Source organism: Aurantiacibacter luteus, from assembly GCF_001010945.1.
GTDB classification, from domain to species: Bacteria; Pseudomonadota; Alphaproteobacteria; order Sphingomonadales; family Sphingomonadaceae; genus Alteraurantiacibacter; species Alteraurantiacibacter luteus.
Genome location: NZ_LBHB01000002.1, coordinates 877,266 through 902,595, shown reverse-complemented (window position 1 = coordinate 902,595; position 25,330 = coordinate 877,266). Strand labels below are relative to the sequence as shown.

Genomic DNA, 25,330 nt, shown 5'->3' with positions numbered 1-25,330 from the left:
GCGGGTCGATGGAAGCCGTCGCGGCGGAATGCCAGCGGCAGATGGAGGGCGTGGGCGCCGGCATCGGCGCGTCCTTGCGCGGCGTGGACTGCGCCGCCAACGCCATGGCGCAGGCCGCCTTCAGCAACCTCTTCGCCAACGGCGCGCTCGGCACCACGCTGACGTTGGCGCTGACGATCTTCGTCGCCTTCGTCGGCTTCGGGATGCTGACCGGGCGCACGCGCATCGGCCTCGCCTCGCTGACGCCCAAGATGATGACCGTGGCGCTCGTCGTCACCTTTGCCACCAGCTGGGTGGCCTTCCAGGCGGTGTTCTGGAACTTCGCCGTGCTTACGCCAGACTTCATCGCCAGCGCGGTGATGGGGACGGATGGCTCGGCTGCCACCATATTCGCCGACAAGCTGGATGTCGTCATGCTCAGCCTCATGCAGGCCTCGGGCGGGGACGCGATGGACGCGAACACCTCGGTCTTCTCGCCGCCGGGCCTGCTGTGGTCGGGCGGGACGATGCTGCTGCTCGGCACCGTGGGCGTGCTGGCGACGACCAAGATCGCGCTCGCCATCCTCATGGGCCTCGGCCCGCTGTTCATCCTCGCCGCGCTGTTCAAGCCGACGCGCGGGCTGTTCACCGGCTGGCTCAAGGGCGTGGTGCTGATGGCGCTCGCCCCGCTGTTCGCGGTGCTCGGCGGATCGCTGATGCTGGAGCTCTCGATCCCCGTGCTCGCGAGCCTCGGCTCCACGCCCGAGCAGATCGACGTGCGCGCGGCTATGGCGTTCTTCATGATCGGATGCATCCACCTCGCGCTGATGTTCATGGTTATGAAGGTCGCCTCCACGATGGTCGCGGGCTGGAGCGTGTTCGGCCTTGCGCCCGGCAAGCGAGGCCATGCCTGGCCCGCCGTGCCCTCCCCCGCGCCCGCTCCCGTGATCGTCAACCCGGCGCTTGCCGGCAGCAGCGCCAGCCAGCGCGCGGCGCAATCCGCCGCTCCGGCCGCAGCCGCCGCGCGCGACGTGCGGATCAGCCGCGGTGCCATGCCGATGGCCGCCAACGACGCCGGTTCAGCCCCCGTTAGCCGCGAGACCCGCATCGTGGGCGGCCGCGACATCGCTAATCCCGATGCCACCGGCCTTGCGCCGTCGCGCGCCCGCGGCATCGGCAGCCGCTTCAAGTCCGCACCCGTGCGGCAGAAGGAGACGTTGAAATGAACCGCCTGATAGTCGCCGCCGCGCTCGCCGCCGCCGCGCTTGCGAGCCCTGTCCTCGCGCAGGATTCGCGCATGGTCGAGCGGCTCTACGATCCCGCCGCGATCGTCCGCATCAACGGGCAGGTCAACGTGCAGACCACCATCCAGTTCGGCGAGGGCGAGGCGATCGAGAATGTCGCCATCGGCGATTCGACCACCTGGCAGGTGACGCCGAACCGCCGCGCGAACCTGCTGTTCGTGAAGCCGCTCGCGCCGCGCGCCGCGACCAACATGACCGTGGTGACAAACCGCCACACCTACCTGTTCGACCTTGTGGCGAGCCCTGCAGGCCGCACGCCGCTCTACATCCTGACCTTTACCTATCCGCCCGAGCCCGAGCCGGTGGCCGAGGAGCCCGTCCGCCGCGCCGAGACAGCCGCGCCCAACGCGCTCGAGGTCGCTGCGGCGAGCGACGACTATGCCGTGCTGAACCCCGCCGATCTCAATTTCGCCTGGGCCAGCACGGGCGATGCCAACCTGCTGCCCGCGCAGGTCTACGACAACGGCGAGGCGACCTTTCTCGTCTGGCCCGCCGACCGCGCCATGCCGGCGATCCTCGTCAAGGATCACCAGGGCAACGAGGGACCCGCCAACTTCGCCACCCGCGACGACGTGATCGTGCTCGACATCGTGCCCGCGGAAATCGTCCTGCGCTCGGGCGAGAGCATGGCTTTGCTGACCAACCAGGGCGAGGCGGGGGCCTTCCTCGCCGACGGCACGGCGCGGCGCGAGCCGAGCCGGAACTGAAGGAGCCGACACGATGAAACTCGCCATGCGCCTGCCGGAAAAGACCGTCGCCCATGCCAACGACGTCGACCCGCGCGAAACCGAGACGACCGAGATCATCGATCTCGCCAGCCGCACTTCCTACCCGGCGGTGGCCAACCGCAACCGCCGGTCCGACGCGGTGGGGCTGATGGCGGGCATCGCCTTCGTCGCGCTGCTCGGCACGGCGACGCTGTGGGGCCTCAACGCCAGCAAGGTCGACAACGAGCAGGCCGCCGCGGCAGCCGCTGCGCCCGCGCCGACCACGCCCGCGCAGGACGCGGCGCTGGCCGCCGCCGCGCAGCCGGTCGAGGTCGCCGTGGTCGATCCGGGGCAAGGCTATGTCCCCCAGGCCGATCCGGCGCCCGCGGCGGTCTTCGCCGCGCAGCCGGTGACCTATGGCGAGACGGTGACGAGCGCCGCCGCCAATCCCTATTCCTCACCCACGCTGGTCTTCGACGGCTCGACCGCGCCCGCTTCGGCGGCGGCGCTGGCTGCGGCGGCGACCGCGGCGACCGAGGGCGCGCAGGGCAATGCCGTCGTCCCCGGAGCGGGCGCGGCGGGCGATTTCGCCAGCCGCATCGGCGGCGTGGGCGGCGGCACGGCCGTGGCCCGGCAGGACATCAACCCCGCCACCACGGTGACGCAGGGCACCATGATCCCCGCCATCCTCGAGACCGCCATCAACACCGACGTGCCCGGCTTCGTGCGCGCCGTGGTGAGCCAGGACGTGCGCAGCTTCGACGGCAGCCGCGTGCTGGTCCCGCGCTCCAGCCGCCTTGTCGGGCAGTACCAGTCGGGCCTGCAGGCCGGGCAGCGCCGCGCCTATGTCATCTGGCAGCGGGTGATCCGGCCTGACGGCGTGACGGTGAACCTGCAGAGCCCCGCCACCAGCTTCGACGGCACCGCGGGCATCGAGGGGCAGGTGAACAACCATTTCTTCAGCCGCTTCGGCTCGGCCATGCTGCTCTCGGTGATCGGCGGGCTGACCACGATCGCCAGCGGCGGCGCGGGTATCATCATGGGCGGCGGGCAGAGCGCGGCCAACACCGCACTGCAGCAGGACGGCCAGCGCCCGCCCACCGTGCGCGTGCGCATGGGCGAACCGATCCGCGTCTACACCGCGCGCGATCTCGACTTCGGGCAGGCCCCGGCGGTTCGCTGATCGGCATGAGCGCCGAGATCCACCAGCTGGGCGGCGCGCCCGAGATCCCCGCGCCTGCCGAGCTGCCGCAGGTCGCGTCCGGCTCGGTCTATCTCGACGCCTACCTCGCGCCCTTCCGCGAGTGGCTGGACCGCGACACGGTCACCGAGATCCTCGTCAATCGCCCCGGCGAGATGTGGGTGGAGGACGCGGCCCGGCCCGGCGGCATGGAGCGCGTCGAGCTTCCCGCCATCGACGACAAGCTGGTCCAGCGCCTCGCCGAACAGGTCGCCCGCGTCAGCCACCAGGGCATCAACCGCGAACACCCGCTGCTCGGCGCCACCCTGCCCGACGGCGCGCGCGTGCAGTTCTGCGGCCCGCCCGCAACGCGCAAGCACTGGGCCATGGCCATCCGCCGCCACCGCCGGCTCGACCTGCCCTTGGACGCCTATGACGCCGGGCCACTCGGCAAGGCGGAAGACGCGGCCATGCCCGATCCGCAGGCGGAGCCGGTCGCCTTCCTGCGCGCCGCGATCCGGGCACGCAAGACCATCCTCATCTCCGGCGGCACCAGCACCGGCAAGACCACCTTCCTCAACGCCATGCTCGGCGAAATCCCGGAACACGAGCGCGTCATCCTGGTCGAGGACACGCCCGAGCTGAAATTACCCGGCGCCAATGGCCTCGGCCTCGTGGCGGTGAAAGGCGAGCTGGGCGAGGCCAAGGTCGGCGCCAACGAGCTGCTGCAATCGGCGCTGCGCCTGCGCCCCGATCGCATCGTGCTGGGCGAATTGCGCGGGGCGGAAAGCGTCAGCTTCCTGCGCGCGATCAACACCGGCCATCCGGGCAGCTTCTCGACCATTCACGCCAACAGCTTGCGCGGTGCGCTCGAACAGCTCAGCCTGATGGTCATGCAGACCGGCATCGGCCTGACCCGGCAGGACACCATCGCCTATGCCGCCAGCGTGATCGACGTGATTGTCCAGCTCGACCGGACGGGCGGCAAGCGCGGCATCAGCGCCATCGCCGAGGCGCGCGATATTGCCGAACTCTAGGGAGAATGTGACCGGGTCGCACACGGTCTTGCTCCCGTCGCATCGCCTTGCCACCTAGCGCCGATGGCGAGCGAACCCACCCTTCCTTCTGCGGCCAACGATGCATCGGATGCATCGCCCGCGGATCGCTACTTCAATCGCGAGCTCAGCTGGCTGGCCTTCAACGATCGCGTGCTGGCGGAAGCCGCCAACCCCGCTTACCCGCTGCTCGAGCGGCTGCGGTTCCTGTCGATCTCGGGAAGCAATCTCGACGAGTTCGTGATGATCCGCGTCGCCGGGCTGGCGGGCCAGGTGAGGAGCGACATCTCCGAGACCTCGCTCGACGGGCGCACCCCGCGCCAGCAGCTTTCCGCCATCGATACGAAGGTGCGCAAGCTCGAGGCCAAGCAGCTCGAGGCGCTGGCGACGCTGCGCCGCCTCCTCGCCGCCGAGGGAATTCATATCGAGGGCGATGCGCGGCTGGAAGCCGGGGCCGAGGACTGGCTGCGCGACTGGTTCGAGAGCCACATCGTCCCCGTGGTGACCCCGCAGGCCCTCGACCCCGCGCATCCCTTTCCCTTCGTCGCCAATGGCGGCATCGGCGCGCTGTTCACGCTGCGCCGCAAGAGCGACGGCAGCCGCCTCGTCGAGATGGTGCTGATCCCGCAGGCGCTCGACCGTTTCGTGGCGCTGCCGACAGAGCTAACCGGGGGCGAGACCGTGCTGATCGCGGTGGAGCGCCTCGTGTGCCGCTATGCCCACCTGCTGTTCCCCGGTTTCGAGGTGCTGGGCGACGGCGTCTTCCGCGTACTGCGCGACAGCGACCTCGAAATCGAGGAAGAGGCCGAGGATCTCGTGCGGCTGTTCCGCAGCGCCATCCAGCGCCGCCGCCGCGGGCAGGTCATCATGCTGGAGCTGGACGAGAGCTTCGACCCCCACGCCGAGGACCTGCTGCGCGAGAAGCTGGGCCTGATGCAGGCCTTCGTCACCAAGACCGCCGGGATGCTGGGCATCTCTGGCCTGGCGCAGGTCGTCGACGTCGACCGGCCCGACCTCAAGTTCACCCCCTATACCCCGCGCTATCCCGAGCGCGTGCTGGAGCACGACGGCGACGTCTTCGCCGCCATCGGTGCCAAGGATTTCGTCGTCCACCACCCCTACGAGAGTTTCGAGGTGGTCGTCGATTTCCTGCGCCAGGCGGCCGCCGATCCGAAGGTCGTGTCGATCAAGCAGGCGCTCTACCGCGCGGGCAACCAGCCGACCGTCATCAACGCCCTTATCGCCGCGGCGGAGGCGGGCAAGTCTGTCACCGCCGTCGTGGAACTGAAGGCCCGCTTCGACGAGGAGCAGAACCTCAAATGGGCGGGCGAGCTGGAACGCGCCGGGGTGCAGGTCATCTACGGCTTCATCGACATGAAGACCCACGCCAAGGTTTCCATGGTCGTCCGCGAGGAGGACGGGGCCTTCCGCACCTACTGCCACTTCGGCACCGGCAACTACCACCCGCTGACCGCGCGCGTGTATACCGACCTGTCCTTCTTCACCGCCGACCGGGCCTTCGGGCGCGATGCGGCCAAGCTGTTCAACTTCGTCACCGGTTATGTCGAGCCTCAAGGCATGGAAAGGCTGGCGCTGAGCCCGCTGGACCTCGACGCGCGCATCCTCGCCGACATCGACCACGAGATTGCGCTCGCCCGCGAGGGCAAGCCCGCCAGCATCTGGGCCAAGATGAACGCGATCACCGAACAGGCGATGATCGACAAGTTCTACGAAGCGAGCCGGGCCGGGGTGCAGGTAACGCTGGTGGTGCGCGGAATCTGCTGCCTCAGGCCGGGTGTGCCGGGCCTGTCGGAAAACATCACCGTCAAGTCGATCATCGGCCGCTTCCTCGAACACAGCCGCATCTATGCCTTTGGTAACGGCCACGCGCTGCCGTCCGAGCAGGCGAAGGTCTACATCTCCAGCGCCGACCTCATGGACCGCAACCTGCACCGCCGGGTCGAGGCACTGGTGCCCGTCGTCAACCCGACGGTGCACGAGCAGGTGCTCGAACAGGTGCTGCTCGCCAACCTTCTCGACACCGAACAAAGCTGGCTGCTCGACGGGACCAGCGGCGAATACAGCCGGGTCGCCGACGGCAATTTCCTTGCTGGCGAGCCTTTCAACTGCCACGGCTATTTCATGACCAACCCCTCGCTCAGCGGTCGTGGCGGTGCGCTCAAGGACAGCCGGGTCCCCGACCTGGCCGGGCGCCAGACGCATCCGTGACCCTGCCCGCCGCGCGGCGCGGCGCACAGGCAATCGAGGTGCCCGACCGGGCGGTGATCGACATCGGCTCGAACACGGTCCGGCTGGTCGTCTATTCCGGTCCGCGCCGCGCGCCCAATGCCTGGCTCAACGAGAAAGTCACCGCCCGCCTTGGCCGCGACCTGGCGGCGACCGGGGCCATTCCCCCCGAGGCGGAGGCGATGGCGCTCGGCGGGCTGGAACGCTTCGCGGCGATCCTGCGCGATCTCGGGATCGAAGACGTCGCGACCGTCGCCACCGCCGCCGCGCGCGAGGCTTCGAACGGTATGGCCTTCGCCGACAAGGTGCGCGCCCTCGGTCTTGCCCTGCGCGTGTTGAGCGGGGTGGAGGAGGCGCAGACGGCGGCCTACGGCGTCATCGGCGCCTTTCCCGGCGCGAATGGCGTGGTGGCGGACCTCGGCGGCGGCAGCCTCGAACTGATCGCGGTGGAGGACGGGGCGTGCCACCACGGCGAGAGCCTGCCGCTCGGCACCCTGCGCCTGCCTGCCCTGCGCGCGAAGGGCGCGGGCGCTTTCCGCCAGGCCGTGAAAGCCGAGATGAAAAAGGTCGGCTGGGCCCACGCCCACGAGGGCCCGCTCTACCTCGTCGGCGGCACCTGGCGGGCCATGGCACTCTACGCCATGCACGAGGCGCAGTACCCGATCGGCGACCCACAGGCCTTTTGCTTCACACCGGAGGATGCGGACCGGCTGGCCAAGCGGCTTGCCAAGGCCGATCCGGCCGCGCTCGCCGCCGTCCCCGGCATCACCACCAGCCGCGCCATGGGCCTGCCCGATGCCGCCGCCATGCTGCGGGTGATGATCGGGGAGCTGGCACCCAGCGCGCTCGTCATCTCGGCCTGGGGCCTGCGCGAAGGACTGCTGTTCGAGCGGCTCGATGCCCCTGCGCGCGAGCAGGACCCGCTGCTTTCCGCCGTCAGCCACTTCACCACTCCGCGCGGCGCGAGCATCACCGAGGCGACGCTGCAATGCGCGTGGACGGCGCAGGCGGTGGACGGGCGCGACCGGGGCTCGGAACGCATCCGCCTCGCCGCCACCATGCTGTCGCAGGCCGCCGCCCGGATAGAGCCCAACATGCGCCTCTCGCATTCCACCGACTGGGCGCTGGAGAAGCGCTGGGTGGGCATCGACCATACCGGCCGCGCGATGATGGCGCAGGCCCTGCGCGCCAGCTGCGGGCAGCCGAAGATCGTCGAGGACTGGCTCGCCCTCGCCACCGAGGAGCAACTGCGCCGCGCCAGCGCCTGGGGCCTCGCCAATCGCCTGTGCCGCAAGATCGGCGCAGGCACCCGCATCTCGCTCACCGGCAGCGCGCTGCGTCGCGAGGGCGACGTGCTGGTCCTGCGTTTCGACGGCAGCCGCGCGCACATGATGGCGGACAGCGTGCGCGCCGAACTTGCCAACCTCGCCGAATGGCTGGGGCTGGACCATGCGATGACGGTAGCCGAAGCCGGAGAAAGCGATACCGCCGGGTAACGATTTCCCGTTAGTCCGCGAGGGCAAACAAGGAGTGCCCGCCATGCCGAGTCTGCCGCAAGCGCTGATCGAGATGCTGGAAGACCGGATTGCCGATCCACGCCGCCGCCAGTTCGGCGGCGAGAAGACCGTCCACGGCCACACCAGCGATCCCGACGCCATCCGCAAGTTCATGAGCGAGGGGCGGCAGGACGACGGCACCGGCGGCCCGGACCCGTTCGACCTGATCCGGCAACAGATGGCCAACTGGGGCCAATCGATGCCGGAGATGTTCCTTAGCACCGACGCAAACGGCAACCGCAGCGCCTCGTCCAGCAATCCCGACACCCCGCTCGCCCGGCCGGCGAGCAAGGCCGATCTCGCCGCGCTGGAGAAGCGCATCGGTCGCCCGCTGCCCGAGGATCTCCGGCAGATGTTCGGCATCGCCGACGGCGGCTGGGGTCCGGGATTTTCGCACACCGAGGGGCACGGGCCGGGCCTCAATTCGGTGCGGGGCATGATTTCCGAGCTCGACGATCTCGAGCGGCGCGGGCCGGATTACTGCGGCGAAGGCGTATGGCCCATGCATTTCGTCCCGCTCACGGAGAATTTCGGCCCTGCCGCCTACGATCTCGACACCGGGCAGGTCTGGCAGTGGGACGAGCATTACTACGACCACGACAAGACCGTGGCCGAAGCATGGTCGGTCTCGCACGCCAGCCTCGCGGATTTCCTGTCCGACTGGCTGATGGGCGAGTGAGCGCGCCTCAGTAGCCCCAGCGCAGGCCCAGCCACGCGGTGCGCGGGGTGCCAAGATCGATGGATCCGGCCTGGTTGCGCGTGACGACGTCCTCGCCGGTCAGGTTCTCGACCCTCGCGACCAGCGACAGTTCGCGCCAGAGCGGCAAATGGCCGAAGATGTCGATGGTGGTCGCGGGCGGCAGCACGTCGTCCTCCTGGTCGCCTTCGAACTGCGCACCGACGTGGCGCAGCGTGGCCGCCAGCCGACCACCCCTCACGATTTCGTAGGCCGCCGTGAGGCTGGCGGCAAAGCGCGGCACCTGCGCCGGGCGATTGCCGTCGAGCGGCGCGGCAAACCCGGTGCCGACGACTTCGGCATCGGTGTAGGCGGCCGTGCCGTTAAGGCTGAATGGTCCGCGCTCCACGCTGGCCGCGAACTCGAAGCCACGTGCCTCGATTGCGTCGAGATTGCGACGCTGGCGCAGGTTGGGGCCGATGGTGACGTTGGCGATGGCATCGTCCACCCGGTTGTCGAACCAGGTCGCGGCGACCGCCACGCCGGGCGCGAGGGTCAGGTCGAGGCCCGCCTCCCAGCCTTCCAGCCGCTCCGGCAGCAGCGCGGCATTGGCCTGCGTCGTCACCGGGAAGACCACGAAGGGGCGATAGAGCTCGTTCAGCGTCGGCAGGCGGAAGCTGGTGTAAAAGGCGCCGCGCAGGGAAACCGCGTCGTTCAGCCGGGCGAGCGCGCCCGCCCGCCAGGTCACCTCCCAGTCGCTGCGATCGGGATAGACCTCGTCCATCACCACCGCACCCGCGCCGCTCAATGCACGGTAGAACCCGTCGCGGATGGTGTAACGGTCGGCGCGCACCCCGCCCGTCAGCGTCAGCGCGCCGATCTGCCAGTCGTCCTCGACGTAAAGGCCGAGGTCGGTATTCATCCCGCCCGCGAAGCGCTGCTCGGTGCGCGCGCCGGTGAAGGCGGAAAAGGCGTCCTCGAACAGCTCGCCCTCGCTGCGGCGGAAATCCGCGCCGAGCCGCAGGGTATGCGCATCGCCCAGCGGCGGGCGCAGTTCCAGCTTGCCGCCAAGGCCACTCGCGGGCGTATCCTTCTGGTCGAGCACGGGCACGAAGCGGGTGGAGGAGATGACGACGTTGGTGAAGTTGCGCCACTGGCCGTAGGCGATCGCATCCACCTGCCACGGTCCGCGGCTGACCACGCGCAGCGAAACGTCCTGCCCCTCGATGGAATTGTCCGCGCCCTCGAAGCGCAGGGTGCGGTTGTCCTTGAAAGCGAGCGCGCGGGCCTGCACCTCGACATCGCCCAGCAATTGCACCACGCGCCCGCCCGCCGACCAGGCATCGTAGCGGGCGCGTGCGCTGGCGGGTACGCGCTGGTCCTCGGGCGTGGTGAAGAAGCCGCGCCCGCGGTCCCAGCGGCCATGGATGACGGCATAGCCCTCGCCGATTTCGGGTGCGAGGCTGGCCGACAGCTCGGTATCACCGCGCTGGTTGGCAAGCGCGCTCGCCTGCACCAGGCCGAGGTCGCGCGCGTCAGCGCTTTCCAGCTCGATCGTGCCCGCCAACGCGCCGCCACCGAAGGGGCCGGAGCCGCCGCCGCGGGTCACGCGGATGGAGCCGAGCCGCTCGGGCGCAACGGCGCTGAAGGGGATGTAGCCGAAGAACGGGTCGGCCAGCGGCACCCCGTCGAGCAGCACCAGCGCCCGGCTCGAGGCGTTGCCCCCCAGCGCGCGCAAGGTCGCCCCCTGCGCGCTGGGATTGGCCGAGCGACTGTCCGAGCGGCGAAACTGCTGGAACCCCGCCACGTTGGCCAGCGCATCCTCCAGCCGGCCGCTGGCGGTGGTCACGATTTGCTCGCGGTCCAGCTCGATGGTTGAATAGGCGGGCGTGCCTGGCGTTTCGGGCAGGCCTTGGCCGAGCACGTAGATTACCTGCTGGCCGAGCGGCAGGATCTGCTCGTCCTCCGTCGCCGTGCCAGCGCCATCGGCATCCTGGGCGAGCGCAGGAGGGGCGAGCAGACAGGCCGCGACACCGGTGAGCAGCAGGGTTTTCATGAGAGAATTTAGCCTGAAATTGAATTTTTCGGGGCTTTAGTCGTTCACCCTGCCCACGTCACCCGATCATCGCTTTCCGATCGGGTCACGATGAAGTGGATTGGAGAAGCCCGCCGACCCTTTGACGTCAGCGCCTCTCAGCCCGCCTTTAAGCCCCTCGTTTCGGCGAAAGCATGGCCCAGCTACGCCGGAGCTTGGGGCAGCTTGGCGCTCGCCTCGGTCGCCTGCAGCCCCGCCGAACTGGCGTCGAGCCGGATCGGATCGGTTCCGAACAAGGTCACCGACGCGCCGCGTTTGGCGAGCACAGGTGAACCTAGTCCGGCTGGCGGTCGGCACGCCTGCCGCGACCGTTGCCGCCGCCCCGGCGACCCTGGTCTTCCTGCGGCGCGGCCTCGGTCTGCTGCTGCGGTTGCGCCTGCTGGGCTTGCTGCTGGCGCTGGGCCCGCTCGACCTGCCGCTGTTGCGCCTGCTGCTGGCGCGACTGCTCGGCCGCCGCGAGCTGCACCTGACGCTGCTGTTCGGCCTGAGCCTGCCGCTCCTGCTGCTGGCGCTGCGCACGCTGCTGTTCGGCCTGAGCCTGCCGTTCCTGCTGACGCTGGGCCCGCTGCTGCTCGGCCTGCTGGCGCTGCTCGTTCTCGGCGCGCTGCCGGCGCTCGGCACGCTGCTGCTCGGCCCGCGCTTGCTGCTCCTGCTGGCGTTGGGCCCGCTGCTGCTCGGCCTGCTGGCGCCGCTCATTCTCGGCGCGTTGCTGGCGCTGGGCGCTCTGCCGTTCGACCTGCGCCTGCCGTTCCTGTTGCCGGCGCTGGGCGCGTTGCTGCTCGACCTGCGACTGCCGCTCCTGCTGCTGACGCTGGGCACGTGACTGCTCGGCCTGGGCCTGCCGTTCCTGCTGGCGCTGCTCCTGCTGAGCGCGCTGCTGGCGCTCGGCGCGCTGCTGCTCCGCCTCGGCCCGACGGTTCCGCTGCCCGCGATCCGCGCGCTCCTGACGGGCCTGCGACTGCCGGTCGCGCTGGCGGCTCACGGTCTGCTCCGCCTCCTGTTGGCGCGCCTGGCGCTGCTCGAAAGCGGCGCGCCGATCCTGCCGATCGCCACCACGCTCTGCCCGGTCGCGCCGCGCATCTTCGCGTGCGGCTATCTCCTGCTGGCGGCGTTCGGCACGTTGCTCCTGCCGATTGCCGTCGCGGCGAGCGTCTGCAAACCGCTCTGCACGCGCGGAGGAAGACTGTTCTGCAACGTCGCGCATCACCCGCTCGCGGCCGTTGCCACGCTGCTCGGCGGCGGCATGGGCCCGGTTGGTACGGCGATCCTCGCGCCAGGCGCGGCGGCCGCGCTCTTCCACCGGCTGGGCTAAGCGGCGCGCCTCTTCGTCCGGACGACGGTCGCTGCGCGCGAGGCGCTGCGGGCGGATCTCGTCGCGGACGCGTTCGAGCCGGGGGGCCTCGCCGCGGAAATCGGCCTGTTGCCAGCGGGTGAAGCGCTCGCTCGCCTCGTGCCGCGCCTGCCGTTCGCCGCGCCAGCGACGCGCCGCGATCTCGGCATTCTCGCGCTGCCAGCGCTCCCACGCGCGGTTGTCACTTCGCGCGACCTCCCAGCGGTTCTGCTCGGCGCGTATCTCGCCGCGATGCTCGTCCCAGCGATGGGCATCGACGCCGCGGTGGCGGGCGCGGTGGGCGACCTGGTAAAGCTCGCTGCCGCGGTCGTAGTGCGCGTGCGCGGCGCGGCGCTGTCGGGCGGCGTGGTCGCGGCGCAGCACCCGCCCGTCGCGGTCGTAGACCACCACCAGCCGGTCGTCGCGATAGCCGTAGGAATACAGCGGATCGCGCACCAGGAAGGGCCGCGTCGCCTGCGGTTCGTAGTAGTAGTAACGATAGCCCCCGCGAACCGGCTCGGCGTAGCGGTAATAGCCGTCGTTGGTGCGCCAGGCCCAGGGCTGCGCATCGTCGTAGGAAAATCCGTAGTCAGGCTGCGAGTTGCCCAGCACCCCGCCGATCAGCGCCGCCAGCGCGAGCCAGGTGTACTGGTCGCTCCCGGCATTGTCGTCGTAGTAATAGGGATCGTCGCCGTAGGCATCGTCGTAATAGGCGTCCGCGAAGCCTTCATCGTACCGGCCCCAGTCGCCATAGGGCACGTCGTCGACGTAGCCGCCCGAACCATAGTTCCAGCTCGGCGCGGCGCCGTAGTCGTCGTAGTCGTCGTAGCCCCGCGCCTGCAGCGGAAGGGCGTCGCCGAAGGGGAAGCCGCCGGCGTAGTCGTTGCCGTAGTCGCCGTAATCGCCGTCCATCGCGAAATCGTAGGCACCGTTCACGTCGTCGAAGCCGAACAGCGGCGGGGTCTGCGCCATGTCGTCGGGCCCGCAGGCGGCGAGCGACAGTGCTAGCGTAGAGGCCGAGAAAAGGGCGAGCGGCTTGCGGAAGAGCGGGTGCGGCATGGTCAACGGTCCTCGGGCAGGGTTCGCGCCGGACGCTGCGAAAAGGAGAACCGGCCCGGCGCGAATCTGTGGTCGGTCGCATTAAGTTTTCCTACAACCTGTCTGAACGGCCTGTGCCCGCGTCGTTCATCGGCGGTGAAGCAAAACGATTGGGAAACGTATCCGTCGGTCGCGGCCTATGTTGTGGACCATGAGGCCCAGTGGGATGCCGGGTAAGGCACTGCTCGCGTCCGCCCATTTGCGAGGAGCAGTCTCAGGTTTGCAGACCCATGCGCTGCGATGGACAACGCCCTCGTTCGCTATTGCGGAGATTTCGTATATGTGAAATAGCCTGCTTGTGGCCAGCAAGTCGCCTTCCACCCTCGCGCAGTCGAGTTCGGTCAAGTCGGCCACGCGTACGCTCGACATCATCGAATATGTCGTCGCTGCCGGCCGCCCGCTGGTGGCGCAGGAAGTGGCGACCGCGCTCGGCATCCCGGTTTCCAGTCTCTCCTACCTGCTCTCCACACTTGTCGAAAGGCAGTATCTGCAGCGCGAGGGCAGGCGCTATTCGGCCGGCCCTGGCCTGTCGCGCCTGCAGGCGGCGGGCGGCGGCTTCACCCTCGCCGAGCGTGCCGCGCCGCTGGTGCGCACGTTGCGGATGCAGTTGAACGAGACGACCAGCTTTTTCGTCCGCGACGGCTGGCAGATCGAGGCGCTGGCGACCGAGAGCAGCGAACAGGCGCTGCGCTACACGGTGCCGCGGGGCCGATCGTTGCCGATGCATGCGCTGGCGGGCGGCAAGGCGCTGCTCGCCGCGCTGCCGCCGCACGAGCTCGATCGCTACTTCGCCGAAAGCGAGCGCGAGGCCTTTACCGAGGCCACCATCACCGACGAGACGCGCCTGCGCAAACAGCTTGGCGATATCCGCGCGCGCGGTTTCGCCAGCACCGAGGACGAGTATTCGCGCGGCATCGTGGGTACCGCACGCGTCGTGACGGTGGACGGCGAGCCTGTCGGATCGCTCTCCGTGGCCGTCCCGCGCGTGCGCTTCGACGAGGCGCTGGAGCAGCGCATCTGCGGCCTGCTGGAAAAGACCGCGGCGCTGCTCGAGGCGTCCTAGCAGCCGGACGCTAGTACTGGTCCGGCTCCTCCGGCGTATCGGCGGTATGGTTGCGCCCGGCGGTGCGGTCGCCGCGCGCCAGCGCGAAGACCACGCCGGACAGCAGCAGCAGCGCCACGAGGTTGGGCAGCACCATCAGGCCGTTGGCGATGTCGCCCATGCGCCAGATCAGGTCGCTCTCGCGCGTCGCGCCGACGAAGATCGCCACGCACCACAGCACGCGCCAGCCCATGTGCAGGACCTTTTCGCCGCCCAGCGTGGAGCCCGGGATGCGGTCGTAAATGAAGGTGATGGCGCGCTCGCCGTAGTAGCTCCAGGTCAGCAGCGTGGTGAAGACGAACAGCAGCAGCGCGATGCTGGCGATCAGCGTGCCGAGCGGGATCGAGCCCACGGCGAACGGGAAGGCCGCGGCAAAGGCGCCGCTGGTGACGGCGAAGCCTTCGAGCTGGCCGTCCTGCCAGGCGTGCAGCACCGGCTGCCCGTTCGCACTGAAATCGCCCTCGACGGTCAGGATGACGAGCGCGGTCATGGTGCAGATCACGATGGTGTCGATGAAGGTGCCCAGCATCGCCATGCGGCCCTGGAACTGCGGATCGTCGGTCTGCGCCACGGCGTGGGCGATGGGGGTCGAGCCCTGTCCCGCCTCGTTCGAGAACAGCCCGCGCGCCACGCCCGCACGGATCGCGAGGATGACCGCCGCCCCCACGAAGCCGCCGCTGGCGCTCTGCGCGTTGAAGGCACCGCCGAAGATGCGGCCGAAGGTTTCCGGGATGTCCTGGATGTTGAGCGCGATGGCGATCACGGCCATGACGATGTAGGCCGCCGCCATGAACGGCACGACCGTCTCGGCCACGTTGCCGATCGACTTGATGCCGCCGATGATGACGACGAAGACCAGCACGGCGACGATCAGGCCGCCAAGCCATTCCTCGATGCCGAACAATTCGTTGAGGCCGTCCGCCACGGCGTTCGCCTGAATGCCGTTGCCGGTCACCAGCGCGCTGATGAGCGTGCCCACGCAGAAGAAGATCGCCAGCCAGGTCCACTTGGGGCCGAGCCCCATCATGATGTAGCTCATCGGGCCGCCGCGATAGGTGCCGTCGCTGGTCGTTTCGCGGTAGCGGATGGCGAGCGAGCCCTCGGCAAAGGCCAACGCCATGCCGAACAGCGCGGTGATCCACATCCAGAAGATCGCGCCCGGCCCGCCCAGCGCTATAGCCGTGGCAACGCCCGCGAGGTTGCCCGTGCCGACCTGTCCGGAAAGTGCGGTGGAGAGCGCGGCGAAGGGCGAGATCTCGCCCGCGCCCTCGCTCTTGCGGCCGGCGAACAGGTTCTTCAGCGCCGGCCAGAAATTGGTGATCGGATAGCCGCGCAGGCCGATCATGAACCACAGCCCCGCACCCAGCAGCACGATGGCGAGCGGCGGGAACGGCAGGACCTGCGCGCCGTCCCAGGTGCCGCCCCAGATGAAGTCGGCGACATTGGTGACGGGCCCCAGCAGGCGTTCGTCGAATGTCATCTCGCCATTCGCAGTCATGCGCGTTTTCCTTGCCGTCGGTTGGGGTGAGGTGCCCTTGGTATCGGCGCGGGGCCGTATTGCAAACCCCCGCCGCGCTTTTTCCGGTCGTAGCACCGGCTGGGAAGGCCTTGCCAAGCGGCCGGGTGCGGCCTAGATAGCCCACCGTCTTCCGACATCGGCGGAACCTCGAAAGCCCCTCCCGGACCTGGCCCGGGGCGGCGAGGAGCCCTACCCGGAAGGCGAGCGAATCTTGATAGCGAGCGACACGACATGGCCCAGCCGACCCACGCCTCCACCCCCGCGAAGAAGCAGCGGACCACGCCCGGCGAATTCGTGCGTCAGGTGCGTGCGGAAGCGAACAAGATCGTCTGGCCGACCTGGCCCGAAACGGCGCGCACGGCGGTCTTCGTCGGCATCCTCGTGCTGATTCTCTCGCTGTTCTTCCTCGCCGTCGATTCGGTGTTCGGTTACACCGTGCGCGAATTGCTCGGCTTCATCGGCTGACGCCGCGCCTCCAGACATTCTACAGGGAAACGACTGCATCATGGCTGCCCGCTGGTACATCATCCACGCCTATTCCGGTTTCGAGAACAAGGTGCGCGACGCCATCCTGTCCGAGGCCGAGCGCCTGGGCCTTTCGGAAGGCGTCGAGGAGGTCGAGGTCCCGACCGAGACCGTGACCGAGATCAAGCGCGGCAAGAAGGTGCAAACCGAGCGCAAGTTCATGCCCGGCTACGTGCTGGCCAAGCTGAACCTGACCGACGATGTCTATCACCTCGTCAAGAACACCCCCAAGGTCACCGGCTTCCTGGGTAGCGGCAACAAGCCGCAGCCGATTTCCGAGAAGGAGGCCGCGCGTTATTTCGGCGGGGTCGAGGAAGCCAAGGCCGCGCCCAAGAAGGACATCAGCGTCGATTACGAGATCGGCGATGCGGTCAAGGTGCTCGAAGGCCCCTTCGCCAGCTTCAACGGCGAGGTCGAGGAACTCGATTTCGACAAGGCCAAGGTCAAGGTCAGCGTCTCCATCTTCGGCCGCGCGACCCCGGTGGAGCTGGATTTCGACCAGGTCGAACTGGCCAAGTAATCATCGTCAAAGGGTGTTGGCGACCCACGCGATCGCCAGCGCGGCGGGCACGAACAGCGCCTGCGCCAGCAACGTGCCCATGAGCCGGCTGCCGGAAATCCACACGATCGCCTGCCGGTAGGCCGGCTCGCTCACCTGCCCGTCGACCACGTCGTCGGTCAGCATGGAGAGCTGCGGGTCGATGACGAGGAACAGCAGAATCGTGGCAAAGCCGTTGATGAGGGCGGAGAGCTGCGACGCCGTCACCCGGTATTCCGGGTTGAGATAGCCGGCGTAGATCGAGGCGAGCACGCCCGTCACCAGGATCGCCTGCGCCACGCAGTTGGCGCCCAGGATGCCCCAGCCGACCGACTTGGGGCGGCGCAGGTTCGTCAGGTGCGCCTTGCCCGGCAGCGTCGCCGCATCGCGCAGGGTCCTGAGACCCGCGGGCGTCGCGGTGCGTAGCGCAAGGCGGGCGAGCGATTTCTTCTCGCGCATCTGCTCGATCACCTTGGCGAAGACCCGCTGGGTGCTCGGCACCAGCAGCACGCCCACGATCACGCCCACGGTGGAAGCGGCGATCATCACCCGGAAATCCAGCAGCAGGTGCGCCGATGCCTCGTCCGCCAGCGCGTTCTCGACACGCTTGGCGATCAGCGGCGCGAGGAAGCCGTTGGACAGGCGCGAGACCAGCACCAAGGCGTTGAACAGGGCAAAGCTCATGGCGATGCGGCGGGTGCGGACCCCGGCGATGCGGGCGGCGTAGGCAAGCGTGCCGATGAGGTGGATGACCACCGTCAGCAGGCAGATGATGACGAGCTGGCGATCCACTGGCTGGCGACCTTTGCGGCAGAATGGCCGCCGCTATAGGCGCGGGCGCGCGGCTTGGCGACGCGGAAAACGCAGACGCCCGCGTGCCTCAGACCTGCACCCAGCCCAGCTTGTCGGCGTAGGCGAGGCTCATCATGATCGTGTCGACCGCGCCGTGGGCCAGCACGCAGGCCCACAGGTTGCCGCCGAAGCGCAGCCGCACCCAGCCGAGCAGCAGGCCGATGCTGCCCGTCAGCACCATGCCGCCCGCGCCTTGGTAGGCGTGCGGCAGGCCGAACAGCACGGCCTGTATGATCAGCACGGCCGCGGTGCTGTTGCCGATGCCGCGCAGGCGCTCCAGCCGGTCCATCAGGAAGCCGCGATAGAGCAGCTCCTCGCCCAGCCCCGCCGCCAGCCAGGCGACGCCCAGCACCCACAGCGTGAACATGAGCGGGCTCTCGGTGACGAAATCGAGCACGAAGCTGGCGTCGGGCGTTTCCATCCCCAGCGCCTCGACCAGCGGCGCGCCCACCAGGAAGATGGCCACGATCGCCACGGTCGCCCCTGCCGCCCAGGCCAGCGCCTTGCGCCAGCCGCCGGGCGGCGGGCGGGTGAGGTCGAACACCTCGGCCACGCGGCCCTCGCTGCGCAGCCACAGCCAGCACACCAGCAGGCCGCCCGCCATGCCGAGCACGACCGATGCCAGCGTCGCCATCGAGGTCAGCGCGTCCTCCGGATCGGTGCCGTTCTGCACCGCATCGATGATGGCGGGGATGGTCGGCCCGGTGCTGGCGATGAGATAGACCAGCGCCACGGTCACGATCTGGGCGATGAACCAGAAGTAGCCCAGCGTGCCGGCCTTCTTTGCGGGTGCGGGCGAAGTGACTGAGACGGGGGCGATGCCGGGTGCGGTTTCCATGCCGCACGGGCTATCGCGGCCCAACACCGCGCGCAAGGCGAGCCGCCCGCGCGCGCTTGCCTTTTGCCCCGGAATCGCTATGTGCGCGCCTTCCCACGCATCAGCATCGGGAAATCCGCGCGGAAGGCTCGCCCACCGGCGAGCCGTTCGACCGCTTACCATGAGTTCCGGGCCAGAAATCACTTTGGCCGGAACGATAGTGAGAAAAGGAGGCCACCATGGCCAAGAAGATCGAAGGTTACATCAACCTTCAGGTGCCCGCCGGCGCCGCCAACCCCAGCCCGCCCATCGGCCCGGCGCTGGGTCAGCGCGGTGTCAACATCATGGAATTCTGCAAGGCCTTCAACGCCGCGACCGACAGCCTGGAAAAGGGCATGCCGATCCCGACGAAGATCACCGTCTATGCCGACCGTTCCTTTACCTTCATCACCAAGACGCCGCCGGCGAGCTTCCTGCTGAAGAAGGCCGCCAAGCTGAAGTCGGGCTCCAAGGAGCCGGGCAAAAGCAGCGCGGGCAAGGTGACCAAGGCGCAGGTGCGCGAGATCGCCGAGACCAAGATGGCGGACTTGAACGCCAACGACATCGACCAGGCCATGAAGATCATCGAGGGTTCCGCCCGTTCGATGGGCCTCGACGTGGTGGAAGGCTGATAGCATGGCAAAGCAGACCAAGAAGCAGCAGACCGTCGCCAAGCTCGACGCGGAAAAGCTCTACACCTTCGACGATGCGCTCGCCGTCCTGCGCGAGCACAAGGCCAAGTTCGACGAGACCGTCGAGGTCGCGATGAACCTGGGCGTCGATCCGCGCCATGCCGACCAGATGGTGCGCGGCATGGTGTCGCTGCCCTCGGGCACCGGCAAGGACGTGCGCGTCGCCGTGTTCGCCCGCGGCGACAATGCCGAGAAGGCCACCGCGGCGGGTGCCGACAAGGTGGGTGCCGAAGATCTCATGGAAGACATGCAGAACGGCAACCTCGACTACGATCGCGTGATCGCCACGCCCGACATGATGGGCGTCGTCGGCCGCCTCGGCAAGGTGCTGGGCCCCAAGGGCCTGATGCCGAACCCGAAGCTGGGCACCGTGACTCCGAACGTGGAGCAGGCCGTGAAGGACGCCAAGGGCGGCCAGGTCGAATACCGCGTGGAGAAGCAGGGCATCATCCACTCCGGCATCGGCAAGCTGAGCTTCGACGATGCGGCGCTGAAGGCCAACTTCAAGGCGCTGACCGAGGCGGTGGTGAAGTCCAAGCCCGCCGGCGCCAAGGGCAAGTACGTCCGCAAGGTCTCGCTGACCTCGTCGATGGGCCCGGGCCTGAAGGTCGACCTGAGCGAAGTCGAGGGCGCGTAACCTGTTGGCGAACCCGCCTCCGCGGGTTCGTCCTCGCTAGACGCACTTCGCTTCGCTGCGTGCCCGCTGCGGGCGGGCGGTCGCCCTTGCGGACCCAAACGGGTCCGAACGGGGCGGGACTGACAAAGAAACGGGCCGGGGGAGCGATCCCTCGGCCCTTTTCATTGCGCTGCGGGCGTGGCCTCGCCGCGTGTCGACAGCAGCCTTGCATAGACCCAGCTGATGCCGATGAGACTGGCGCCCAGCGCGATGAAGCTGGCGGCGCGCAGCAGGCCCGCCAAACCCGCGGCGTCGAACAGGAAGACCTTGGTCACCGCCACCAGCATCAGCACCAGCGAGCCGATGCGCCAGCGGCGCTGTCCAGTTCGCGATCCCCACCACAGGAAGCCGAGCGCCAGCACGATGCCCATCAGCGAGCGCAGCAGGTCCTCGGCCTGCGTCATCGGCGCGGCGGTGAGCACGCTGCCCGAAAACGCGTGGCGCAGCTCGGACAGCGCCCAGAACGCAATCAGCAGCATCGCCAGCGCATCGGCCAGCACGGTAAGGCGACCGCGCAGGCTCTCGCCAGCCTGCCGCGCCAGCCACCACAGGCCGGCCCCGGCGACGGCGTAGCTCGGCAGCAGCCAGTTCGCGAGCGGCGCGGGTCCTGTCGCCTGCGGCCACCACAGCGCATTGTGCATGGCGAAAGAGAAGACCGCGAAGTGCGCGAGCCCCGTCGAGGCGCTCGCGATGCCGACCTGCCGCCACGGCGCGCGCGGAGCGAGGTTGGCCAGCCCCGCGCCGCCGCCCACCAGCAGCGCCTGCCACACAGTTCGCTCCGCCATGCCGTAGGCGAGGAATTCGCCGGGTCCGTCGATGTGCAGGGCCTGCTTGAACAGCGCATGGCCCGCGACCAGCGCCGCGCTGCCGGCGAGCAGGGCCAGCAGCCGCGCCCGCGCACCGCTCTCCAGCAGCCATGCCGCGAGCGCGGCGCTGGCGACGAGCGGCATCAACTGGAGCAGCGTCAGGCGTGCGTCGGGGACGTCGCTCGCCAGCATGGGCTGGCCCGCCAGTGCTTCGGAGCCGGCGGAGACCCAGATACCCAGCGGCCAGAGCGCCCACAGGAAGACCAGCGCGACCAGCGCGCCCCACAGTCCATCGCGCTCCCGCAGGGACCACGCGACGGCCATTGCGGCGACTGCGGCGGTCCAGGCGAGCCAGTCCCCCGGCACAACCTGCGCCAGCAGGACATAGAGCACGAGCCCGAGCAGCGCCTCCGCCGCGCGGCGCCAACGGGCGCGCCATTCGACCAGCGCCAGCGCGGTCAGAACGGCCGCGACGACACCCCAGCGGAGCAGGGCGTGAACCACGGAGAAGGACGGCGTATCGCCCACGGTGCGTCCCAGTTCGTCCAGCATTTCGCCGGTCGAGAGCAGGGTCGCGAGAGTGACCGCGAGGCCCGCCCAGGCGATGCCTGCGAGCGCCGGGGCCTGCCGCAGCCGCACCAGCCCGGCAAGCGCCAGCGTAACCGCAGCGGCGCCCGTTACCTCGGCCCAGTCCGGCAGGACCGAGTGCAGCGCGCCGAAGGCGAGCACGGCGCACGATGCAACGGCGAGCGGCAGGACGCGGGCGAGCGCCTGGCGCCGCCATGCGAGCCAGCCCGCCGCGCCCGCGACCAGTGCCAGCGCGGCGAGCCCTGCGGCCAGTCCCGGCAGCGCCACATCGTTGTCCGCACTGCCGAACTGCCAGCGCGCGGCGAACCCGATCGCCAGCGCACCGACACTCGCCTGCGCGATCTCCGGCCAGCCGCCGCGCTCTTTCCAGACGAGGGCCAGCGGAGTGCCCAGCACGACCGCGCCGAGCGCGGCGGCGACGGCGACAAAGCGCCCTGCCACGGGATCGGGCCACATCCACAGGAGGAAAGCGCCCACCGCGCCCGCCAGCATCGCGCCGGGTCGCAGCGCGGGGTAAGCCCACGACAGTCCGGAGAGGGCTGCGGCGAGCAGCAGGTAGAAGCTCCACGTCAGCATATCGTATCCGGCGAGGTGGACGAGCACACCCAGTTGCACCGCCGCCACTGCGCCGGCGATGGCGCGGGTCAGCGGCAGGCGCGCCCGGTCGCCCACGATCAGCGGAATCGCCGCGCCAAGTGCCAGCAGGTAGAGCGCCACGGCCACCCTATCGCCGCTCGCTAGCGGACCGCCTGAGAGGATGGCGCCGCCCCAGCCGAACCCGCCCACCAGCGCCGCCACGCCCAGCCAGCCGTGGCCGAGGCGCTTCGCCGTCAGCGCCAGCCCGGCGCTGAGCAGGGCAAGATAGAAGGCGAGGATGGGCACGTTCGCTTCCTCGCTCGCCACCAGCATCGGCGTGGCGAACCCGCCCACGAGGCCTAGCACGGCGGTCGGCAGACCGTAGCGAAAGGTAAGCCCCACGGCGCTCGCCGTCACCAGCGCGAGCCCGGCAAAGGCCACGGCGGGGCCGATCAGGCCGTAGCGCGCCCCGGCGAGGTAGAAGGCGGCGTAGAGCGTGGCGAGCCCCGCCCCCGCCAGCGCCTGCCCCACGCGCGGATCGTCCACGCGGGTGGCAAAGCGATGCGCGGCCTCCGCCGCCGCCAGCAGCAGCAGGCCGAAAACGAAGCTCAGGGCGACGCGCGTGACCGGCCCCATCAGCCCCTGTTCGATGGCGTAGATGACGAGGAATATCCCGCCCGCCGCCAGCGCGATGCCGCCCGCCCAGATGGGCAGGCGCCGACCGAACAGGTCCTCGAAATCGAAGCTCGGCATCCGCGGCCCGCGCCGCTCTGCCGTCCGCTCCTCGTCCTGCGGCGGCAGCACCTCGGCCACGACCTTGCGCACGCTGTCGACCAGCGTGAGCGACCGTTGCGGCGCAGGGGCGGCAACGACCGGCGGTGCAGTTATCTCAGGCTCAGGCTCAGGGCCAGGCTCGAATTCGGACGCGGCACCCGGCGGCGTACCGCGCGCCAGCAGGTTCTCGAGCCAGGCGACCTGCCCCTCGAGCACGCCCACCCGCTCCCACAGGCGCCAGGCCGCGACGGCCAGACCGATGATGAAGATCCATTCCATGCGCCGGTGCCGACCCCCTGTCGGACAACTCTAGCGCACGCAGCCTATCCGACAAGCGGCGCGAAGATCAGATGCCACCCGCCACCGCCTCGCGGCCGTCACCCTCAAGTCCGGTGCGCAGGGCCTCGACCGCGCGGGCGAGCAGGGCGGGATCGGTCGAGCGGACCACGAAGTTTGCGCCCGTCCTGCCCTCGCGGAAAAACGGGTAGCTGCCGACCTGGCAGCCGGGATGCGCCTTTTCGACTGCGCGCAGCATTTCCGCCACCTCGCTCTCGGCGACCCAGCAGCCGGTGGTCTCGCTGATGAGCGGCGCCCCGCCTTCCAGAGTGCCGGTCAGTGCGTCGAGCATCCCCGCGGTGATATGCGGCACCCCGGCCATGATGAAAACGTTGCCCCACCTGATGCCCGGCGCGCCCGACATCCGGTTGGGGATGAGATCGGCACCATCTGGCACGCGCGCCATCCTCAGCCGCGCCTCGGTAAGCTCAAGCCCGCGCCCGCCGTAATAGTCCTCGAGGATCGCCCGCGCCCCGGGATGCACCACGACCGGCACGCCCAGCGCCTCGGCCACCGCGTCCACGGTGATGTCGTCGTGCGTCGGGCCGATGCCGCCGGTGGTGAAGAGGTAATCGTAGCTATCCCGCAGCGCGTTCACCGCGGCGACGATGGCCTCCATCGTGTCGGAGACGACGCGCGCCTCGGTAAGGCGGATGCCCTGCACCTGCAGCCAGCTGGCGATCTGGGCGATGTTCTTGTCGTGCGTGCGGCCGGAGAGGATCTCGTCCCCGATCACCAGCACCGCGGCGGTAAAGACCCGATTCTTGTTCGTGTCAGGGTCGCTCATTCGGCAGCCTCCGCCTGTCGCGCCGCGCGGCTGAAGCGCAGCACGCCGTCGGCGACGGGGCGCTGGCGGAAGTCCCTGCGATCGGCGAGGTAATCGTGCGCCAGCGTCCACGGCCGCTCAGGTCCGACCTTGGGCATCAGGCTACGCGCCCGCTCGAGATAGCCGGAAGTGTAATCCCAAGGATCGACCGCGCCCGGCTCGTCCGCCTCTGCCAGTTCGGGCACGGCGATGTCCGCGCCGATCGTGTCCATGTGGTTCAGCACCTCGCAGGCATAGCGCGCGTTGCAGTCCGCCCGCAGCGTCCAGCTGGCGTTGAGATAGCCGAACACGAACGACAGGTTGGGCACGTTGGAGAACATCGTGCCGCGATAGAAATAGTGCTGCGTCCACTCGAGCGGCTCGCCGTCGAGCGATACTGCCACCTTGCCCGCCAGCGCCAGCCTCAGGCCGGTTGCGGTAATGACGATGTCCGCGGGCAGGCGCTCACCCGATTGCAGCAGCACGCCGCCCTCGTCGAAGCCTGCGATGCGGTCGGTAACGATACTCGCCTTGCCCGCGTTGATGGCCTCGAACAGGTCGCCGTCGGGGACCAGGCACAGGCGCTGTTCCCACGGATTGTAGGGCGGCTCGAAATGCACGGGGTCGTAATTGTCGCCCAGCGCCTCGCGCGTCATCGTTCGCAGGCGGTCGGCGATCTTGCCCGGATTGCGGCGCGAGAGCCGAAAGATGTAGTCGCGCAGAAAGATGTTCTTCCACCGCGTGAGGCGATAGGCGAACTCGTCCGGCAGCCAGCGTTGCAGCACCTTGCCGACCGCGTCCTGCCGCGGCATCGCGCCCATCCAGGTCGGCGTGCGCTGCAGCATGGTGACGCTGTTCGCGCTCTCCGCCATCGCCGGGACCAGCGTGACCGCCGTCGCGCCCGAGCCGATCACCACCACGTCCTTGCCAGCGTAGTCGAGGTCCTGCGGCCAGAACTGCGGATGAACGACTTCGCCGCCGAAGCTCTCTATCCCGGGGATCGCCGCGTCGTGGGGGTTGTCGTAATCGTAATAGCCGCTGGCGAAATAGAGCCAGCGCGAGGTGTAGGCGGTTTCCGACCCGTCGGCGGCGCGAGCGGTGACGGTCCACCGCGCGCCGGCCGAGTCCCAGTCGGCGCGCAGCACCTCCTGCCCGAAGCGCATCCGTTCGCGAATGCCGCGTTCGTCGGCGATGCGGTTGAGGTATTCGAGGATGGCGGGCGCGTCGGCGATGGAATCCTCGTGCCGCCACGGCTCGAAGGCGAAGCCCAGCGTGTGCATGTCGCTGTCCGAACGGATGCCGGGATAGCGGAACAGGTCCCAGGTGCCGCCGATCTGTTCGCGCCGGTCGAGGATGAGGTAATCGAGCCCCGGCGACAGCATCCCCATGTGCGCGGCCATCGAGATGCCCGAGATACCCGCGCCGATAATGATGACGTCGGTACCGGGAGCGTTCATG

The 25,330-nt window shown here is 69.2% G+C and carries 20 protein-coding genes; 12 read left to right on the top strand and 8 right to left on the bottom strand.

Going from position 1 to position 25,330, the window contains the following annotated elements; genetic code table 11:
• The first annotated feature begins 8 nt into the window (after positions 1 to 8).
• The 7 genes from AAW00_RS10850 (at position 9) to AAW00_RS10820 (ending at position 8,707) form a co-directional block, all read left to right on the top strand.
• The gene (locus tag AAW00_RS10850; protein WP_047004308.1) at positions 9 to 1,205 is read left to right on the top strand and encodes a TrbL/VirB6 family protein; all 1,197 of its coding nucleotides are present in this window, start codon (positions 9 to 11) and stop codon (positions 1,203 to 1,205) included.
• Entirely contained in the window at positions 1,202 to 1,990 is a 789-nt protein-coding gene (locus AAW00_RS10845; RefSeq protein WP_047004307.1) for a TrbG/VirB9 family P-type conjugative transfer protein, read from the top strand. Before AAW00_RS10850 ends, AAW00_RS10845 begins: the two co-directional genes overlap by 4 nt.
• A 13-nt stretch (positions 1,991 to 2,003) precedes the next feature.
• Positions 2,004 to 3,173, top strand: coding sequence for a TrbI/VirB10 family protein (locus tag AAW00_RS10840; RefSeq protein ID WP_047004306.1), 1,170 nt, complete (start codon positions 2,004 to 2,006; stop codon positions 3,171 to 3,173).
• A 5-nt stretch (positions 3,174 to 3,178) separates the two neighbouring features.
• Complete coding sequence (gene virB11, locus AAW00_RS10835; RefSeq protein WP_082125021.1) at positions 3,179 to 4,207, top strand: P-type DNA transfer ATPase VirB11; 1,029 nt, start codon at positions 3,179 to 3,181, stop codon at positions 4,205 to 4,207.
• A 63-nt stretch (positions 4,208 to 4,270) separates the two neighbouring features.
• Positions 4,271 to 6,454: an RNA degradosome polyphosphate kinase gene (locus tag AAW00_RS10830; protein WP_047004305.1), complete on the top strand. Its 2,184-nt coding sequence runs from the start codon at positions 4,271 to 4,273 to the stop codon at positions 6,452 to 6,454.
• Positions 6,451 to 7,968: a Ppx/GppA phosphatase family protein gene (locus AAW00_RS10825; protein ID WP_052761886.1), complete on the top strand. Its 1,518-nt coding sequence runs from the start codon at positions 6,451 to 6,453 to the stop codon at positions 7,966 to 7,968. Before AAW00_RS10830 ends, AAW00_RS10825 begins: the two co-directional genes overlap by 4 nt.
• Positions 7,969 to 8,011: 43 nt before the next feature.
• A complete protein-coding gene (locus tag AAW00_RS10820) occupies positions 8,012 to 8,707 on the top strand; it encodes an SMI1/KNR4 family protein (protein ID WP_156170040.1) in 696 nt (231 codons plus the stop codon).
• 7 nt (positions 8,708 to 8,714) lie between these two features.
• Here the strand turns inward: AAW00_RS10820 and AAW00_RS10815 are convergent, their stop codons facing one another.
• Entirely contained in the window at positions 8,715 to 10,760 is a 2,046-nt protein-coding gene (locus AAW00_RS10815) for a TonB-dependent receptor (RefSeq protein WP_047004303.1), read from the bottom strand.
• 313 nt (positions 10,761 to 11,073) lie between these two features.
• Entirely contained in the window at positions 11,074 to 13,188 is a 2,115-nt protein-coding gene (locus AAW00_RS14305) for a hypothetical protein (RefSeq protein ID WP_156170039.1), read from the bottom strand.
• A 337-nt stretch (positions 13,189 to 13,525) separates the two neighbouring features.
• Here AAW00_RS14305 and AAW00_RS10805 point away from each other — a divergent pair, with 337 nt between their 5' ends.
• Positions 13,526 to 14,290, top strand: a complete 765-nt coding sequence (locus AAW00_RS10805) for an IclR family transcriptional regulator (protein ID WP_047004302.1) — start codon at positions 13,526 to 13,528, stop codon at positions 14,288 to 14,290.
• Positions 14,291 to 14,300: 10 nt separating this feature from the next.
• On the opposite strand, the gene AAW00_RS10800 is transcribed toward AAW00_RS10805, so the two are convergent.
• Complete coding sequence (locus tag AAW00_RS10800; protein ID WP_047004301.1) at positions 14,301 to 15,827, bottom strand: alanine/glycine:cation symporter family protein; 1,527 nt, start codon at positions 15,825 to 15,827, stop codon at positions 14,301 to 14,303.
• Positions 15,828 to 16,079: 252 nt separating this feature from the next.
• On the opposite strand from AAW00_RS10800, the gene secE reads away from it, so the two are divergent.
• Positions 16,080 to 16,313 carry a preprotein translocase subunit SecE gene (gene secE / locus AAW00_RS10795; RefSeq protein ID WP_047004300.1) on the top strand — a complete coding sequence of 78 codons (234 nt, stop codon included), beginning with the start codon at positions 16,080 to 16,082 and terminating at the stop codon, positions 16,311 to 16,313.
• A gap of 40 nt (positions 16,314 to 16,353) precedes the next feature.
• On the top strand, positions 16,354 to 16,893 hold the full coding sequence (gene nusG, locus AAW00_RS10790; protein WP_047004299.1) for a transcription termination/antitermination protein NusG: 540 nt from the start codon (positions 16,354 to 16,356) through the stop codon (positions 16,891 to 16,893).
• A gap of 6 nt (positions 16,894 to 16,899) precedes the next feature.
• Here nusG and AAW00_RS10785 read toward each other — a convergent pair whose 3' ends face one another.
• Both AAW00_RS10785 and AAW00_RS10780 read right to left on the bottom strand, forming a co-directional pair.
• Positions 16,900 to 17,703, bottom strand: coding sequence for a lipid II flippase Amj family protein (locus AAW00_RS10785; protein ID WP_047004298.1), 804 nt, complete (start codon positions 17,701 to 17,703; stop codon positions 16,900 to 16,902).
• A gap of 88 nt (positions 17,704 to 17,791) precedes the next feature.
• Positions 17,792 to 18,601: a CPBP family intramembrane glutamic endopeptidase gene (locus tag AAW00_RS10780; protein WP_082125019.1), complete on the bottom strand. Its 810-nt coding sequence runs from the start codon at positions 18,599 to 18,601 to the stop codon at positions 17,792 to 17,794.
• A gap of 218 nt (positions 18,602 to 18,819) precedes the next feature.
• Between AAW00_RS10780 and rplK the strand changes: the two genes are divergently transcribed.
• Together rplK and rplA are read left to right on the top strand one after the other, a co-directional pair.
• Positions 18,820 to 19,251, top strand: a complete 432-nt coding sequence (rplK, locus tag AAW00_RS10775; protein ID WP_047004297.1) for a 50S ribosomal protein L11 — start codon at positions 18,820 to 18,822, stop codon at positions 19,249 to 19,251.
• Positions 19,252 to 19,255: 4 nt separating this feature from the next.
• Positions 19,256 to 19,948, top strand: coding sequence for a 50S ribosomal protein L1 (rplA, locus tag AAW00_RS10770; protein WP_047004296.1), 693 nt, complete (start codon positions 19,256 to 19,258; stop codon positions 19,946 to 19,948).
• A gap of 161 nt (positions 19,949 to 20,109) precedes the next feature.
• Here rplA and AAW00_RS10765 read toward each other — a convergent pair whose 3' ends face one another.
• The 3 genes from AAW00_RS10765 to AAW00_RS10755 form a co-directional block, all read right to left on the bottom strand.
• A complete protein-coding gene (locus AAW00_RS10765) occupies positions 20,110 to 23,010 on the bottom strand; it encodes a DUF2339 domain-containing protein (protein ID WP_052761884.1) in 2,901 nt (966 codons plus the stop codon).
• A 67-nt stretch (positions 23,011 to 23,077) separates the two neighbouring features.
• Positions 23,078 to 23,854 carry a competence/damage-inducible protein A gene (locus AAW00_RS10760; RefSeq protein WP_047004295.1) on the bottom strand — a complete coding sequence of 259 codons (777 nt, stop codon included), beginning with the start codon at positions 23,852 to 23,854 and terminating at the stop codon, positions 23,078 to 23,080.
• Entirely contained in the window at positions 23,851 to 25,329 is a 1,479-nt protein-coding gene (locus AAW00_RS10755) for a flavin-containing monooxygenase (RefSeq protein ID WP_047004294.1), read from the bottom strand. The genes AAW00_RS10760 and AAW00_RS10755 overlap by 4 nt, the downstream gene beginning before the upstream one ends.
• Position 25,330: the final 1 nt, after the last annotated feature.

Bases quoted from the DNA above. Each gene is read 5' to 3' on its own strand.
- AAW00_RS10850 (WP_047004308.1), top strand. From the start codon at position 9: ATGGAAGCCGTCGCGGCGGAATGCCAGCGGCAGATGGAGGGCGTGGGC.
- AAW00_RS10845 (WP_047004307.1), top strand. From the start codon at position 1,202: ATGAACCGCCTGATAGTCGCCGCCGCGCTCGCCGCCGCCGCGCTTGCG.
- AAW00_RS10840 (WP_047004306.1), top strand. From the start codon at position 2,004: ATGAAACTCGCCATGCGCCTGCCGGAAAAGACCGTCGCCCATGCCAAC.
- virB11 (WP_082125021.1), top strand. From the start codon at position 3,179: ATGAGCGCCGAGATCCACCAGCTGGGCGGCGCGCCCGAGATCCCCGCG.
- AAW00_RS10830 (WP_047004305.1), top strand. From the start codon at position 4,271: ATGGCGAGCGAACCCACCCTTCCTTCTGCGGCCAACGATGCATCGGAT.
- AAW00_RS10820 (WP_156170040.1), top strand. From the start codon at position 8,012: ATGCCGAGTCTGCCGCAAGCGCTGATCGAGATGCTGGAAGACCGGATT.
- AAW00_RS10815 (WP_047004303.1), bottom strand. From the start codon at position 10,760: ATGAAAACCCTGCTGCTCACCGGTGTCGCGGCCTGTCTGCTCGCCCCT.
- AAW00_RS14305 (WP_156170039.1), bottom strand. From the start codon at position 13,188: ATGCCGCACCCGCTCTTCCGCAAGCCGCTCGCCCTTTTCTCGGCCTCT.
- AAW00_RS10800 (WP_047004301.1), bottom strand. From the start codon at position 15,827: ATGACTGCGAATGGCGAGATGACATTCGACGAACGCCTGCTGGGGCCC.
- secE (WP_047004300.1), top strand. From the start codon at position 16,080: ATGGCCCAGCCGACCCACGCCTCCACCCCCGCGAAGAAGCAGCGGACC.
- nusG (WP_047004299.1), top strand. From the start codon at position 16,354: ATGGCTGCCCGCTGGTACATCATCCACGCCTATTCCGGTTTCGAGAAC.
- AAW00_RS10780 (WP_082125019.1), bottom strand. From the start codon at position 18,601: ATGGAAACCGCACCCGGCATCGCCCCCGTCTCAGTCACTTCGCCCGCA.
- rplK (WP_047004297.1), top strand. From the start codon at position 18,820: ATGGCCAAGAAGATCGAAGGTTACATCAACCTTCAGGTGCCCGCCGGC.
- rplA (WP_047004296.1), top strand. From the start codon at position 19,256: ATGGCAAAGCAGACCAAGAAGCAGCAGACCGTCGCCAAGCTCGACGCG.
- AAW00_RS10765 (WP_052761884.1), bottom strand. From the start codon at position 23,010: ATGGAATGGATCTTCATCATCGGTCTGGCCGTCGCGGCCTGGCGCCTG.
- AAW00_RS10760 (WP_047004295.1), bottom strand. From the start codon at position 23,854: ATGAGCGACCCTGACACGAACAAGAATCGGGTCTTTACCGCCGCGGTG.
- AAW00_RS10755 (WP_047004294.1), bottom strand. From the start codon at position 25,329: ATGAACGCTCCCGGTACCGACGTCATCATTATCGGCGCGGGTATCTCG.